This window comes from Brevibacillus brevis (assembly GCF_900637055.1).
Classification (GTDB): Bacteria; Bacillota; Bacilli; order Brevibacillales; family Brevibacillaceae; genus Brevibacillus; species Brevibacillus brevis.
Genome location: NZ_LR134338.1, coordinates 986,739 through 1,002,102 on the forward strand (window position 1 = coordinate 986,739; position 15,364 = coordinate 1,002,102).

Sequence of the window (15,364 nt, forward strand, 5' to 3'; positions counted from 1 at the left end):
AGAAAATCAAGGATAGTCTACCTGCTTCGCACGTCTATATCCTCTCAACAATTCGCTGACCGTTACGAATTGATATCCTCTATTTTTCAGCTCAGGCAATATTTGCTCGAGAGCTTGTAAAGTCTGTTTTCGATTGCCTCCGTAATCGTGAAATAGCACGATGTCTCCATTCCGAGCGTTGTTCAAAACCTTGTTGACGATCTTTGAAACACCGGGATCGGTCCAATCACGCGTGTCTTGATGCCAGGACCACATGATCATAAGAAAACCGGCTTGCTTGGCTGTATCGACAACGGTCTCGTCATAATATCCCCGAGAGATTTGACGATTTCCGGGTACTGGCTCACACGATTGCCAACGACAAAAAAGGTAGAAGTCGCTTGATACTGCTTCAGCAGTGCTGCGATTTGAGGTGTGTATACCTGATCAGGACCATCGTCAAAGGTAAGGGCAATTACCTTGCTCTCAGTCGGCACTTCCCAAACGATTTCTCCTCTTGTTTCGTAATACTCGCGATTTTTTCCCCGAATGGCACTGGCTGTTTCGTTGAAGGAAGGAGCAAGAATGACAGCTAGCAAAAGGGGGAAAAAGAGGATATGCTTTTTTATTCGTTCACCTCGTTGCCAGAGACTTTCGTGCTAGGTAGCTGTTCATGATGATGTACTCACCGTTACTATGCGACAAATCTTGATGAATATCCTTTTTCGTCCTTGTGGAAAAGACACTTGTTCTTTTTGTGTGGATAAATTAAGCTAGTAACAGCATAAGACGTGAGAGTTAGATGGAGGAATCGATCATGAAGGTAGCAAAATTTGGGGGAACATCACTGGCGAATGCCGAGCAAATAAAAAAAGTATGCCAAATTGTTATGGCAGATCGGGACAGACGATTCATTGTTGTATCAGCACCTGGAAAACGGCACAAGGAAGACACGAAGGTTACTGATTTGTTAATCGCATATGCTGAGCGATTCTTGGCTGGGGAGCCTACAGAAGAAGCGAAACAAGCCATTTTCTTGCGCTATCGGGAGATCGTGGCAGGTCTCGGGCTTTCTGCTGAGATTGGTCAAGCGATCGAAAGGGAGCTCGGGGAGGTTCTCGCAAACAAGCCGGGCTTGTCCGCGGAAAGATTCATGGATGCGGTCAAAGCTGCGGGAGAGGATACGTGCGCCAAAGTTGTCGCTCATTATCTGCAGAGCTTGGGCGAGGTAGCGACCTACATCAATCCAAAGGATGCAGGAATGCTGGTTACGGATGAAGCAAGCAATGCCCATATCCTCCCCGAAGCGTATGCCAAATTGGCGACATTGCGAGAGCGAGAGGGAATCGTCATTTTCCCTGGCTTCTTCGGCTATTCGCGTGCCGGTGATCTGGTTACTTTTTCACGAGGTGGCTCGGATATTACGGGATCGATTCTGGCTGCGGCGGTTCAGGCAGAGGTCTACGAGAATTTTACCGATGTCGATTCTGTGTATGTGGTCAATCCGAACCTGATTGCCGATCCGAAAAAGGTGACAGAGATTACGTATCGAGAGATGAGGGAGCTGTCCTATTCCGGTTTTAGTGTGTTCCACGAGGAAGCGTTGATTCCCGCGTATCAAGCAGATATACCCGTATGTATCAAGAATACGAACAATCCGTCTGCGCCTGGTACGATGATTGTGGCCGAGAGAGGCTCTGCTACAAACAGAGTGTCGGGTATTGCAAGTGACGGCGGCTTTTGCAGCATTTACGTCAGCAAGTATTTGATGAACCGCGAAATTGGCTTTGGTCGCAAGCTGCTGCAAATTCTGGAGGAAGAAGAGCTTTCGTACGAGCATACTCCATCTGGAATTGATAACATTTCCGTTATTTTGCGAGAGCGCGATCTCACGGAAGAAAAGGAGCAGCGGATTGTAGAGCGCATCCGCCGTGAGCTGTTCGCTGATGATGTCGCTGTTCAGCACAGTCTTGCACTCGTCATGATTGTCGGGGAGGGCATGCGTCAATCTGTGGGGACAACTGCGAGAGCCACTACTGCGTTGGCTGCTGCGAAAATCAATCTGGAAATGATCAATCAGGGGTCATCGGAAGTAAGCATGATGTTCGGGGTAAAAGCCGAAGAGGCAGATCGTGCTGTGATTGCTTTGTATCAAGAGTTTTTTGGAGCAGAAGAACCAATGGCTTCCTCATCCTCACAAGCCGCTTCTGTCAGTGTGTAGTGGCGTGCTTCAAATGAGCCGCTATTTCCATCCTGTACCCATTGATAGACACGCCATTCTGGCTGTGCGGTTGCGAGTCCCACAATCCAATAGCTGAGTGTGGGATAATGCCAGCCAGCTATGTCTCGTGCAGAAGGGATTGGAGGCGTGTGGGGGTGTGTATGCAAGACCCCCAACCATTGAAGATTGTGCTTGCGGATGTGCTGCAAGGCTTGAAGAAATGTTGCCCCATCCCAAGCGAACACGTGCTTGTCGGGTGAGATGGGCATCGGTACACAGGCCGTAATCGTTGCTCCACGACCTGCGAGCAAAGCAGAATACTCATAAGGAAACGCCTCTTGTGCTTCGGCCAGGAGGCGTTTCGCTACTTTTTTCGTCAGGAATATTTTGTTATTCTTAATCGCAAAGGGTTCGCCCAACCAAGCGGGAATTTTCATTCGGCTTCCGTCCTTCTTCTCTATTCGGCCATGATTTGGAGGTTAGCAATCGATGACTACGATACAAGTGGGAGTTTGCGGCTGGGGCGATCAGCATGAATTGTACGTACAAGGTGTACGCAATCGAGACAAGCTGTCCGTATATGCCAGCCACTTTCCAATTGTAGAGGTGGATAGTTCTTTTTACGCTATTTTACCACAGCGAAATTACGAATCGTGGGTGAAGGATACACCTGAACGATTTGGCTTTATCGTCAAGCCTCATCAAGGGATGACGGGACATCAACGGGGGGACGCTTCGGGAAGCAGACGGGAATTGTTTCGTCAGTTCGAAGAGAGCATTCAGCCGGTCGTGGAGGCTGGCAAGCTCAAAGCATTGCTGTTTCAGTATCCGCCGTGGTTTGATTGTACCCGAGAGCATGTCCAGTATGTGACTGCTTGCCGCCAAGCCATGCAGGCGTATCCGTTTGCGGTGGAGTTTCGCCATCAAAGCTGGTTTGAATCGCGATATTCGGAGCGAACGCTGGATTTCTTGCGCAAGATCGAAGCGACACATGTCGTATGTGATGAACCCCAAGTGGGAAAAGGCTCAGTCCCGATTGTTCCTGCCGTGACGAAGTCATCTTTGGCGTTGGTCCGCTTTCATGGGCGCAACAAAGCGGGCTGGCGTGATCCCGGAGAGGGACAAAATTGGCGGGATGTCCGTTATTTATATCGATACAGTGAGACAGAGCTTGCAGAGTGGGTTGAACACATCAGACTGCTCGAACGGGAAGCGGATGAAGTCTGCATTTTGTTCAACAATAACTCTGGAGGAGATGCAGCAGCGAATGCGAAGCAGTTTTCGGAGATGCTTGGCCTTGCGCCTACTGGTCTGAATCCTCGTCAGATGGACCTGTTCTCTACGTAGCAAGAAAGAAGGGGAGTTCATGCTTGTAGCAATTGCCATCTTGTTTGTCATCATCGGAGTCGTGGCTGGCGTCATTGGCAGTATCGCGGGTCTGGGTGGTGGGATTTTTTTCGTGCCTGCTCTGCTGTATTTTGCGAACTGGTACATGCCTGGATCGATGAACCCGCAAGTAGCAGCGGCGACTTCGCTGATCGTAATCGCGGTAACCGCCCTATCTTCCTCCCTTTCTTATCTCAAGCAAAAAAAAGTAGACAAAGAGAGTGCCCTGCTCTTTTTTATCGGGAGTGCACCAGGTGCTATTGTGGGCGTATATCTTAATACATTACTAGCAGTGGAGGGCTTTTCGCTGCTGTTTGGCTTGTTTCAGCTCTGCATGTTCATCGTATTGATGGTCAAAGACAAAATCAAACCACGCAGCATCGAGTGGGAAGTCCAGCGCCACTTCGTCGACAACGAAGGAAATGAATATGTGTACGGGTATAGCAAATGGTCCGTGATTACGATTGCCTTCTTTGTCGGGATTACCTCGTCGCTATTTGGCGTCGGTGGCGGCATCCTGATGGTTCCAGCCATGATGATTTTGTTTCGCTTCCCGCCACACATCGCCACGGCTACGTCCATGGTGGTCATCTTTTTATCAGCGGTGGTTGGATCAATCACGAATATCTTCCACGACAACGTACACTGGTTGTATGCAGTGATGCTCGCGCCAGGAGCATGGGTGGGCGGAAAGCTCGGAGCGATTGCCGCCAGTAAAATGAAGGGTCGCACCATCGTGCTGTTTTTGCGTGTTCTGATATTGGGAATTGCCATACAAATGATCGGAGAAGCGATTTTTGGATAATGAGACGAGAGGGAGGGGAAAGTCGTGGCTGACACCTGTACCTTACACATTTTGCATACGAATGACTTGCACAGCCATTTTGATACGATGCCGCGAATTGCAACCTGCCTGAGCATGCACCGAGAAGAGTGGGAGGGCAGGAGCGAGCATGTGCTGACGGTCGACATTGGAGACCATATGGATCGAATGGATATCCGATCGGAGGCGAGCTTTGGGAAAACAAACGTCGAGATCATGAACAGAAGCGGGATTCAATACGCGACGATCGGAAACAATGAAGGCATCACACTCCCAAAAGACAAGCTGAATGAACTGTACACAGATGCTCGATTCACGATCATTACGGGCAATCTGTTTGAACCGACAACAAATTCTGCCCCGTCTTGGGCAGTACCATACGCCATTCATACCGTAGGCGAGCTGCGTTTGGCCATCTTGGGAATGACGATTCCCTTTGGCCCCTCCTATCAAAGTATGGGATGGGAGATCAAGGAACCGATCCCGATTCTGCGTGAGCAGATTGCGGCGCTGCGCTCGTCTGTGGATGTTGTCATTTTGCTTTCGCACCTCGGCTATCAGACAGATTGTGTGCTGGCAAATGAAATCGATGGGCTGGATATCATTTTGGGCGGACACTCTCACCGGACGCTGCCTCATGGAGAACGTTTGGGAGGCACCTTGATCACACAAGCGGGGCGATTTGGCGAGTATGTCGGCCATGTAAAGCTCGTCTGGGACCAGAAGCGTAAAGCGATTACAGATGTGCAAGCAGAGCTTTTCCAGACAGAACAGTATCAGGTAGACGAAGCATTGAGCCAGTTCATTGAGAGTGAGAAAGTATGGGCAGAGAATCGTTTGTTTCAGCCGATTGTTCAATTGGAACAAGACATGCACATCGGATGGACGGAGGAGACCCCCTATGGTTCCTTCATCGCAGCAAGTATTCGCAAATGGACGGGGGCTGAGATCGGCATGGCAAATGGAGGGCTGTTGCTTGCAGATTTGCCGCGGGGCAGCTTGTCTTTTGCCGACTTGCTCCACAGTATGCCTCACCCGATCAATGCCTGCGCGGTCACGATTACAGGTGCACAGCTCACCACTGTTCTGGAGCAAGCTATTCAACCGGAAATGGTTTATCGGGAGCTGCGTGGGTACGGTTTTCGCGGCAAAATAGAAGGCTGGATGTGTGTGGACGGATTGCACATCCGCTACAGTGAGGATGACCAACCGCAAATTATCCAGATTGAAGTCAACGGGCAACCGCTGGATCGGGAGCGTCTGTATCGAGTCGGGACGATCGACATGTTCATGTACAATCGGATGTTTCCCGATTTGCTGCTCGGCAGTGAGGTTACGTTTTTCTTGCCCGAGATGCTGCGTGAAGTACTCGCCACTACGATAAAGGACCAGCACATGCTGCAAAATGCGTTTCGTCCACGTTGGGAAAAGATATCGTCCACGTCAAAAAACCAATCGTAGAGACCGGGTTTTCGGGAATGCTATCGAAAACGGGAGGAGACGAGCGATGCGCTTCATTGATGAGGTATACAAGCTGTACAAAGGACATTTTAATGGCGATGAGGAGGACATTACAGCGATTGTCGTCGGCATTCTCGCGGAACAGTCTCGGGATGATTTGCTGGACTTGGTCAAGGAAATGGACGAGGAAGAGCTGTTTCACATGCTCGCGACATATATGATTGAAGTCATGAAACGAAAGGTTGCAATGGATGATGAACAATCCCCCACAACCATGATGCATTAACCTCACATTTCTCTTCTGAATGTCATAGGATGGTAACGCCAACAGACAGGGGAGAAAAGGAGGGATCTTGATGGTAGAGGTAGTGCCAATCCACTTTCCAGAGGGGACGGCTATTGCTGTCACCGTTCGTTTGCCTAAGACGACGCTATTGGCTGTAACGACCGATCATGGCTACATCATGTGTGGAGCGCTGGATGTGGGGCTCTTGAACGAACGGTTAGCAGCGAGGGAAATTCTTGCTGGTCGTGCGGTAGGGGTCAAGACCATACAGGAATTGCTGGATGCGCCGCTGGAGTCCGTGACGACAACGGCGGAGAAGAAGGGGATTACGGCTGGCATGATTGGTCGGGATGCGGTCGTGAAAATGCTCTAAACAACAAATGGTTGCCTATAGAAAAAAACCTTTGTTCCATGACAAAGGTTTTTTAGTTTTCTCGGGCCTTGTTTACCAGCGGGCATTTTGTTCTTCACAGATTCCGATCTTGCTTTGCACCGCAATCGTTTTTCCATCAGGTGTTGAGAGTGTCCCGTCATATCGGCCGATTACTTGATGGAGAGTGGTCCGCACCAACGCAAAATTTTTGTGCTCGGTTCGAGCAAAGAGCGGTGTAAAGGTAAGACGTACGGCAGACGATTCTTCACTCGCAAGCGTCCACGGGAGCATCCGGTTGTCAGGATCGTAGGAAAAACGAATTTGTTCACTCAGCTTGTAGAGGACACCATCGATCATGAAGCCATTTTCCGTCATACCCGTTCCGTCCGTCCAGCCTCTGCCAAAGTTAAAGCCTGCGACCCCATCCGCGTGACGGAAAGAGCAGGTCGTCCAGTTCCAGCGCGTGTGATACGGCCAAACGCCACGACCAAAATCCAGACTGGCAAAGGCATTCTGCCGATCGAGCAAATAGGTTTTCCCGTTATAGGCAATGGTGCCGTGCACAGGTCGGGCCGTTTGCTTCGAGGTGAACTGAAATCGCTGCGCACTCCACGGAATCACGACATTTAAGGACTCGAATGGCGGATCAATCACGATTTCGAGCGAGAGAGGCTTATCGCCGGGACAAATGGCAGTCGCTTCTACACTTGTTCCACTGGCTTCTGGCTGAAAGGAGACCGAGAGCTTGCGACTCGCAAAATGGCAAGGTTCATCTACGGTGGCACCAAGCCGAATCCCTGCACCAAAAGGAACCGTAACGGCACTGTCCGCGGTCTCCCCTGTCGTCAGATCAATAAAATGGACAAAGACAATGCCAGCGTAATCCAGATTGACCATCGCAATCGACATCGCACATTCAGGCGCGGTGATAAACCAAAAATTCCATTTTTTCCGGCGAAGCCAATGTCCGCTAAATTGGCAGTCATGCAGTGGGTAGCGGGACCAGCCAATTGATTCTGGAAGCAAGCGGCCATCTTGGTCACATAATGAAAGAGGCTGCGTTAATTCTTTTTCGATAAGCGGCATACGACCATCTCCCTTGCAAACAAGGATTCTTCCAGACAAACTCGTCACCAGTGTCTTTCCTCGGTAGACATGAAAAGAAAATCTAGAAAAAATTTCATGTAGAATCAAGTCGAATCACGCTATAATAGGGATACCCTGAGGAAAGGCGAAGGAAAGGAAATGCGACTGAAATCCATTCAAAAATGCCAGCCGGGTGATAAACTGGCTCGTTCCATCTATACAGAGAATGGAACGATTCTCGTTGGGGCCGGAGTAGAACTAACCCAACGAATGATAGATCGACTCAAAATCAAAAACGTGAACAGTCTCTACATCCAAGACAAGCGTACCGATGATATCATCGTGGAGACAGTCATTTCCGAAAATACTCGCAGACAAGCAATGTCCATGATTCATGATACATTCCGAACCGTTCATCAAGTCCCGGACAAATGGCAGCAGCTTTTTTCGGACAAGGGTTTGGGACGTAAGCTGCGAGATGTCATGCAGATCGTTGCGGATGAACTGAACAACAGTGATTCAGCCATGAATTTATTGGCAGATGCTTGTGCCTTCGACAATTACATATTCACGCACTCATTTAACGTTGCCTTGTATAGCACAGCTCTCGCCATAAATACCGGCTGTTCGGAAAAAGATGTGTTGGAGATTAGTATTGGCGGTATGCTCCACGACATCGGAAAAGTGCATATCCCAGACAACATTTTGAAAAAGCCAGGCCGTCTTACGCAAGAAGAATTTGAAATCATGAAAAGACATACGGAGATCGGTTTTGAAATGCTTCGTCGACAAGACGACATCCCGTTGCTTGCAGCCCATTGCGCTTTCCAGCATCACGAGCGCTGGGATGGCTCCGGATATCCTCGGCACCTGAAAAAAGAAGAGATTCATCCGTTTGGTCGCTTGATGGCAGTGGCTGATGTATTCGATGCCCTGACATCGCATCGGGTATACCGTCGCGGAATGCTTCCTCACGAAGCGATGGAGGTGCTCTACTCCGGTTCAGGCAAACTGTTTGACCATGTGTATGTAGAGGCTTTGCGAAATACGATTGCACTCTACCCTGTTGGTCTGACCGTCACTCTGAACAATGGGCTGTCTGGTGTCGTGGTCGACTCGAACAAAGGAATGCCGAGCCGCCCGATCGTCAGAGTTCTGGTGGATGAAGAAGGTAGGGATATCGAGCATCCTTATGAGTGTGACTTGTCCAAAATGCTGACGCTTATGATCATCGCCTGTGGTGATTTGGTATAATCAGAGCCAGTCCTTCTTTTTGAAAATGAAAAACATCGTCGTGCCGATAGCCGCCATACATCCCAGCACGATGTAGTAGCCGTAGGGTGAACGCAGCTCAGGCATCACATCAAAGTTCATCCCGTAAATGCCGGTCACAATCGTCAACGGCATAAAAATCGTCGTCAAGGCGGTAAAGACACGCATAATATCGTTGGCTCTGCCGGCAAGCGCCGCTTGATACGCTTCGCGCAAGTTTCCGATGAGGTCGCGAAACGCTTCAAAGCTCTCTACAATTTTGCTGGCATCCTCTACAATATCGCCAAAGTACTTCCGCAGATAAGGCTGAATGAGCGGGAGTTCTTTTTTATGTAGGGCGTCAATCAAATCCCGCTGGGGAACAAGCATTTTACGGGCGTACAAGATTTCACTGCGCAGCCCGATAATTTGATCCAGATGGGATTTTTTCGTGTGCATCAAAATTTGTTCTTCCAGATCTTCGAGCAGGTCTTCAATTTTTTCGGTCACATCAAAATAACGATCAACAATTTGATCTACCAAGTAGTACAGAAACGCGTCGGGGCGATTGACCTCTTTTTCCCGGATGATCGACAGCATGGTAGCGAATTCGGGGGCCTCCTGCTTTGTTACAGTGATGATGGTGCTGCTGCCCAAAAAAATATTGATTTCGCGCAAGAAGATATCATGATTGTGGAAGGTAATGCCATTGATGACCATAAAGTAATGATCATCGTAATTTTGCAGCTTGGGCCGCTGTTCTTCCTCGTCGATACAGTCCTCGATAGCCAGATGATGCAGTCCGAACAGCGGCTGTAAAATATCCAAATCGAATGGCGCGGCATGAATCCAGTAAAACCCGTTCACAGGTGGAGTAGCAGCCTCTTCGATGTCTTCTATCTCAGTGATGATTCCGTTTTGTACCAGTCTGATCTTCATGATCGTTTCTCCTGCAAGTGGTTTCGGTTGCGGCGGGTAGACGGGGCCAGATCTGTGTGAGGATCAGTTCATAAGCAGAGCGAAGCGCTCGGCGGCTGGGCGGAGCCTGTGATGCACGCTGTTGCTTGGGAGTCGTCATGCAAGTTCGCCTCCTCGATGAAAGTCTTCACCCTATACGTATGAACGTTAACTCGTCCTTTTTCCCGCTGCGGATGACAGCGATGACTTTTCCATATACGTCATCTTTCAAGAGGAGCTGCAGCAATGCACGCCCGACGAGTCCAGTCGCTCCAAATAATACCGCACGTTCATTGCCATAGTGTTCCTCACTTTCTACGATCCCTCCCTCTTATTTTACCGTTTCGGACGGTTTGACCAAAGCCATTTTTTGCATACTACAGATAAGCTGAACAGATGAAAAGGTGGATGTATCGACATGTGGACAAACAAGAGGGCAGGTATGATTGGCTGCATCGTATGGATGTTGACAGGTGCCGGGTGGGGACAAACAGCTTTTGCCTTGGAGGCAAGAGACGTACAGCCTCCTCCGACTGTGTTCGAGGAAATTCAGATCAAACGGCAGGATGTGACAGGCGATGGCCGGCCGGATCTCGTTACGTTGCTAGGAAAGAGATTTGCGGCAGACAGTCCTTACTTCGAACGTGTAAAAATCATGGTTCAAGACCCCGTTGCGAAAAAAACAACCTTTTTTACCACACCGTATGGCGCTTATCAGCCGGAGATGTTCTTTTGTGATTTTACCGGAGGGGGTGTGCAACAAATTTTGCTTCAGGCGCCGACTGGGGGCAGTGCAGGGACGTCTGAGTTTTATTTGTTCGCAGACAAGGACAACAAGCCGGCGATTCTGCCTGTTCCGCAGCCCTTGACGATTTCGGGCTCCTATCAGGATCATTACAAAGTGCCAATGACGATCAAGGAGACGGGGGAGACTGTTGTTCTCGATTTGTCTGATCGCAAAAAAATCTATGAAGAAAATGGTGTCTACAAGAACGGGAAGCTGGTTTCTCCCGTAGAGGTCATGCCTAACACGTTCAGCGTGCTCAAGCCCATCGATGAGAACCGCGATGGCATCTGTGAATTAAAAGGGGCACAGAGGGTCAGCGGTGTTGCCAACGCCGATACGATCGCGTATGTGGAGTCGTACTGGAAGTGGGACAAGACAAGCTGGAAGCTGCAACGGGCAGTCGTGAGGAAAGCGGAAATGTAGGCGTAGCTAGGCTCATACGACCGCCCATGGTCAAGGTGGGCGGTTTACACCCGTTTGTAAAGGGGTATATAATTGAAAGGATATTCCAGATATATATGTACTCGGATAAAAGGAGTTCAGGCTATGAGCACATGTCCGTTTTCCACCTTTTTTGGTTTGAAAGGGAAAGGAAAAAGTGAATCTTTTTTTCAGGGGGTGAAGGAAAAGGGGGAAGTGCAAATTGTAGGGAAAAACACCCTCACGAAGCAACTAGCAATGATCAACCTGACCGAAGAAGACCTGACCATTGTGAAAGCACTTCAGCCACTTATCATTCAAAATATTGACGCTATTGTCGACTATTTTTATGCCAGTATTGAGAAAGAACCGCTTTTAATGAAGATTGTCAACCAAAACAGCACGATTGAACGGTTGAAATTAACGCTGAACCGCCATATCTCCGAAATGTTTTGCGGACGCATCGACAGTGCTTACATAGAACAGCGCAGTAGAATTGCGGTTATTCATATGAGAATTGGCTTGGAACCAAAATGGTACTTGAGTGCGTTCCAAAACATACAGGTTTCCTTGATAGATCTCTTGCATAAAAACATCGCGGACAAGGACGAATTCGTACAAGCCCTCACGGTTGTCACGAAGATTCTCAACATCGAACAGCAAATTGTGCTGGAGGAATACGAAAACGAGCATGAAAAGGCGCGGCGAGCGGAACAAGACAAAAAGGACGAGCTGCGAATCCTCCTGACCAATTCTGCGCATGAGCTGGCAGCGGTCTCAGAAGAAAACAGCGCGTCTGTTGTGCAATTGACAGAACAGTCGAGAGAAGTGCTTCGTTTTGCTGAAAATGGCACGGGCTTTTCCACGAAAGCACAAGACCTGTCCCGTGAAGGCAAAGAAAAGCTGGAAAAACAACAGGAACAAATGTGTTTGATTCAGAGCAGCGTCAAGCAAATCTCGGAAGAAATGAACGCGATGGAGGAAAACGCAGAAAAGATCCAAGGCATTGTAGAGGTCGTGACGGCAATTGCTGAGCAGACAAATCTCTTGGCGTTAAATGCTGCGATTGAAGCAGCACGTGCTGGCGAACAGGGACGCGGATTTGCTGTCGTAGCCGATGAGGTACGCAAGCTGGCAGAACAGACCAAAAAGTCAGTTTTCGGTGTGCGTGAGCTGATCGAGAAGACGAACCAACAGACAGTGGTCCTCTCGTCTGTCGTTGTAGAAATTCAGGCGCTGGTCCAATCAAGCACGGCGGTAGTAAACGAGACGAATGCCTTTTTTGAAGGAATCATGAGCGCTGTCTCTGACAGTAAAGAACAGAGCTCACGAATTCAGCGTGAGCTGGAAAACTTCTTCAAAGTCATGGAGGATATGAACCAAGCGGTGGCACAGGTAGCCAGCTCTGCGGATGAGCTATCGGAAATAACAGAAAACCTGTAAAAAACAAAAATCAGTATTAAGTTGTCGGTTCAAAGGGACAATATTGGCGGCAATTACGCAATGGAGGACTGTAAACGTTTACGGAAATAACAGGACTTTGCCCATTGTTGCGAATGGCGTGAATTTCCCCAGGCTCTACAAAATAGTATTCACCCGTGCTGACATGTGTTGTTTGTGCTCGTTGTACTTCATTTTCATTATTCGTTTGGACATAAATCATATTCGTTAGCGTGCCTGAAACTACCAATTCCCATCCAAAAGAGTCACCGTGATTATGGGGGATGGATTCCTGATCTGTCGGCAGATGGATCAAGACAACCTCTACATGTGGCGTGGAGAATAATACTTTGCGTCCATAGGGTAGGTTTAGCGGCTCCGGGATGTATGGACGGAGTTGTTCCATGCAAGGAGACAGGGAAATGAGAGCGTGTCTAAGCTGGGCAGGAGTAGGCGAAACGAGGGAGCCAAATGCTTGTTCCAGACGTGCCAGATTCATAAATAACCTCCCAAACGAAAGTCATACTTCCTACACCATATGATCAAATTTCAAGAGTAGTGATAGCCTGAGCTTGTCCAAAAGGAAATTATTTACTATTATTATTGTATTGTAAATCAACAGGATTACTTGAGTTTAGGGCGCTTTTAAAGAAAAAGCGTCTTTTTTGTGCTATCGACAATCAGCTCACTCACCACCTATTATGGAGGTACGGCAACAAATGCCGTACAGGAAGATTTGGGGAAACGTCCCCCATCAAAATATTTCGAGAAACATAAGCTTTTTCTGATTTTCATTCAAGAGGAGGCATGCGCATGTCAACTGCCATAATCAGTGTACGCACCCACTAGAGGGGGGCGTTGATTCAAACCACCTGTCATGATCGGGGAGGTTTGGATGCAGATGAATAAGAAATGGTATTTGTATGTCAATGCGTTGTCATCCTTGGGATCACGGATGAATTTGATCGCGTGTAGCGCGTTGATTTTTACATTTGAACATAGTGCTTATTGGATGACCGCTTTTTTCGTTGCAAGACAGCTAGGGGGGATGCTGTTTAGTCCCCTGGCAGGCATATTGGCTGATCGAATGGACAGAAGGCGTACCATGATCGCAAGCGACTTGGGGGCCGGTCTTGCTATTTTGGCCATCGCTATTTATCCAACGCCGTATGTTTTAATCGCAGCGGCTTTTCTCAATGGAATGCTGTATACGCTGTTTCATATTAGCTTTCAGGCATCTTTGCCACAAATTTTTGGGAGTGAGCAACTGGTTCAGGTCAATGGATTAAAGGTCAGGCTGGAGTCATTGGTAGGGATCATGGGCTTCATGCTGGGAGGATGGCTGACAGATCACTACGGTTATACGATTGTGATCGCTCTGGATGCCGCCAGCTTTCTTTTCTCTGCATGGATTCTGACGAGACTTCGTTGGGAGGAGAAGGGAATGACTGCACTGGCTACGTCATCTGATGCGGGTATCAGAGGAAAAGCAGCGAGCGGCTTTCGTGTCACCCTTCGTTACTTGCGGGAAACACCTGTGCTTCTGACGATTAGCCTGTTAGCTTTTCTCGTATCGCTCAGCACGTCTGCGTATAATTTCGGGTTGCCTTTTTTGGCGGATCAGTTGCGTGGCAGTGATGCTACCTTGCACGGATTGATGTGGACGGCGATGAGCGTCGGAGGCTTGATTGGCTCCTATGTGGCAGCTCGCTTGCGGGTGAAGCTGGTGAATGGGATGCTCGTCGGTTATGCTGTTTTTTCCGTGGGGATTGCAGGGGCATTCGCGGCAAACCATGCTGTGTCTGTGCTATTGCTCTTGATTTTCGCGGGTCTGTTTTCCGGCGCAGCACAGGTTTATGAGAGCACACTCTTGCAACAAGCCCAAAATGAGCTGCGCGGCAAGGTGATGGGGGTGCAGGGGCTCTTGAGTCGAAGCGGGTACTTCGCTGGTTTTCTCATCGCTCCATTCATGACGGGTGCCTTCACTTTATTTGGGATGCTGGTCTTTGCCCAATTGATGTTTGTCGCAGGGCTGATCGGATTTAGTTTGTATCTTGTTTTTTCCCCAAAAAAATAGAAATCTGGCTACTTGATACACGTAGTCTTTTTTCCACCTTCTAACCATAGGATGTACCAGTTGGGAGGTGTCGGGATTGGCCGTATTTCGACCCCGTCGGCGTTGGAGAAACCCGCTTTCACGTACGAAAGCGTTTTTGATCGCATTGGTTATCTTTTTTGTTTTGACGATACAGACACTTGTGTTTTTGCAAAATCGATTGGAGCCTACTCTCTTGATCCTGGCGACACAAAAAGCCGAGCAATTGGCGAAAGAAGCGATAACAGATGCCGTAACCAAGCGGATTTCGCAGCAAGGCGTCGACTTCAATCAGATTGTCAAAATTGAAAAGAACAACGAGGGGCAGATTCAAGCGTACCAGTTCAACTTCAAGGAATATGCGAGAATCGTGGGCGAAACAACAGCGAGAGTCCAAAACAAGCTCCAAGAGTTCGAGCAAGAAAAAGTAGACCGCACGATCCCGCTTGGTTTGGCTACGGGGAACTCCTTTTTGGCATCAATGGGGCCGAATTTGCCAGTGACTTTCGTGCCCATTGGCTCGGTTAAGACCAAGCTGGAGACAGAGCTGAAGGAAGCAGGCATCAATATGGTGCTGGCGACGGTATATATTTTTGTGGAGGTCGATCTGCGCATTGTTATCCCTTTTGCGACTGAGGAGCAGACGGTCACGACAAAAATCCCGATCACGCACTCCTTGATCATTGGCGATGTACCGACGTATTTGTACAACAACCCGGAAGGCAAGCCGGATGTGCCGCGTGCCCCTGGGGATACATCGACCAGCACTCCCTAAAGGATAACCAGGAAAAAGCGCCAG

The 15,364-nt window shown here is 48.8% G+C and carries 15 protein-coding genes and 1 pseudogene; 11 read left to right on the forward strand and 5 right to left on the reverse strand.

Annotation, left to right across the window (positions count from 1 at the left end; genetic code table 11):
* Positions 1-6: 6 nt before the first annotated feature.
* Positions 7-608 (reverse strand): annotated as a pseudogene (locus EL268_RS05210) (polysaccharide deacetylase family protein).
* A 188-nt stretch (positions 609-796) separates the two neighbouring features.
* Between EL268_RS05210 and EL268_RS05215 the strand changes: the two are divergent.
* Positions 797-2,200, forward strand: coding sequence for an aspartate kinase (locus EL268_RS05215; RefSeq protein ID WP_106657590.1), 1,404 nt, complete (start codon positions 797-799; stop codon positions 2,198-2,200).
* Here EL268_RS05215 and EL268_RS05220 read toward each other — a convergent pair.
* Positions 2,131-2,637: a M67 family metallopeptidase gene (locus EL268_RS05220; protein ID WP_106657591.1), complete on the reverse strand. Its 507-nt coding sequence runs from the start codon at positions 2,635-2,637 to the stop codon at positions 2,131-2,133. The genes EL268_RS05215 and EL268_RS05220 overlap by 70 nt on opposite strands.
* 52 nt (positions 2,638-2,689) lie before the next feature.
* Between EL268_RS05220 and EL268_RS05225 the strand changes: the two genes are divergently transcribed.
* From EL268_RS05225 to EL268_RS05245, 5 genes are all read left to right on the forward strand, one after another.
* Entirely contained in the window at positions 2,690-3,547 is an 858-nt protein-coding gene (locus EL268_RS05225) for a DUF72 domain-containing protein (protein WP_106657592.1), read from the forward strand.
* A gap of 19 nt (positions 3,548-3,566) precedes the next feature.
* A complete protein-coding gene (locus tag EL268_RS05230) occupies positions 3,567-4,391 on the forward strand; it encodes a sulfite exporter TauE/SafE family protein (RefSeq protein WP_106657593.1) in 825 nt (274 codons plus the stop codon).
* A gap of 24 nt (positions 4,392-4,415) precedes the next feature.
* Positions 4,416-5,870: a bifunctional metallophosphatase/5'-nucleotidase gene (locus tag EL268_RS05235; RefSeq protein WP_106657594.1), complete on the forward strand. Its 1,455-nt coding sequence runs from the start codon at positions 4,416-4,418 to the stop codon at positions 5,868-5,870.
* Positions 5,871-5,916: 46 nt separating this feature from the next.
* A complete protein-coding gene (locus tag EL268_RS05240; RefSeq protein WP_106657595.1) occupies positions 5,917-6,156 on the forward strand; it encodes a DUF6154 family protein in 240 nt (79 codons plus the stop codon).
* A 70-nt stretch (positions 6,157-6,226) separates the two neighbouring features.
* On the forward strand, positions 6,227-6,529 hold the full coding sequence (locus EL268_RS05245; RefSeq protein ID WP_047073052.1) for a YunC family protein: 303 nt from the start codon (positions 6,227-6,229) through the stop codon (positions 6,527-6,529).
* 72 nt (positions 6,530-6,601) lie between these two features.
* On the opposite strand, the gene EL268_RS05250 is transcribed toward EL268_RS05245, so the two are convergent.
* Entirely contained in the window at positions 6,602-7,615 is a 1,014-nt protein-coding gene (locus tag EL268_RS05250; protein ID WP_106657596.1) for a DUF2804 domain-containing protein, read from the reverse strand.
* Between the two features lie 159 nt (positions 7,616-7,774).
* Here EL268_RS05250 and EL268_RS05255 point away from each other — a divergent pair, with 159 nt between their 5' ends.
* Positions 7,775-8,869, forward strand: coding sequence for an HD-GYP domain-containing protein (locus tag EL268_RS05255; RefSeq protein ID WP_106657597.1), 1,095 nt, complete (start codon positions 7,775-7,777; stop codon positions 8,867-8,869).
* Here the strand turns inward: EL268_RS05255 and corA are convergent, their stop codons facing one another.
* A complete protein-coding gene (gene corA, locus EL268_RS05260; protein ID WP_106657598.1) occupies positions 8,870-9,805 on the reverse strand; it encodes a magnesium/cobalt transporter CorA in 936 nt (311 codons plus the stop codon). It abuts the gene before it with no gap.
* A 436-nt stretch (positions 9,806-10,241) separates the two neighbouring features.
* Here corA and EL268_RS05265 point away from each other — a divergent pair, with 436 nt between their 5' ends.
* Positions 10,242-11,033 (forward strand): hypothetical protein, encoded by a 792-nt coding sequence (locus tag EL268_RS05265; RefSeq protein ID WP_106657599.1) that lies wholly within the window; start codon positions 10,242-10,244, stop codon positions 11,031-11,033.
* A gap of 123 nt (positions 11,034-11,156) precedes the next feature.
* Complete coding sequence (locus EL268_RS05270) at positions 11,157-12,473, forward strand: globin-coupled sensor protein (RefSeq protein ID WP_106657600.1); 1,317 nt, start codon at positions 11,157-11,159, stop codon at positions 12,471-12,473.
* Between the two features lie 16 nt (positions 12,474-12,489).
* On the opposite strand, the gene EL268_RS05275 is transcribed toward EL268_RS05270, so the two are convergent.
* Complete coding sequence (locus EL268_RS05275) at positions 12,490-12,969, reverse strand: cysteine dioxygenase (RefSeq protein ID WP_106657601.1); 480 nt, start codon at positions 12,967-12,969, stop codon at positions 12,490-12,492.
* A 402-nt stretch (positions 12,970-13,371) separates the two neighbouring features.
* Here EL268_RS05275 and EL268_RS05280 point away from each other — a divergent pair, with 402 nt between their 5' ends.
* Together EL268_RS05280 and yunB are read left to right on the forward strand one after the other, a co-directional pair.
* Entirely contained in the window at positions 13,372-14,547 is a 1,176-nt protein-coding gene (locus tag EL268_RS05280; RefSeq protein WP_106657607.1) for an MFS transporter, read from the forward strand.
* Positions 14,548-14,614: 67 nt separating this feature from the next.
* The gene (gene yunB, locus EL268_RS05285) at positions 14,615-15,340 is read left to right on the forward strand and encodes a sporulation protein YunB (RefSeq protein ID WP_106657602.1); all 726 of its coding nucleotides are present in this window, start codon (positions 14,615-14,617) and stop codon (positions 15,338-15,340) included.
* The last annotated feature ends 24 nt before the right edge of the window (positions 15,341-15,364 follow it).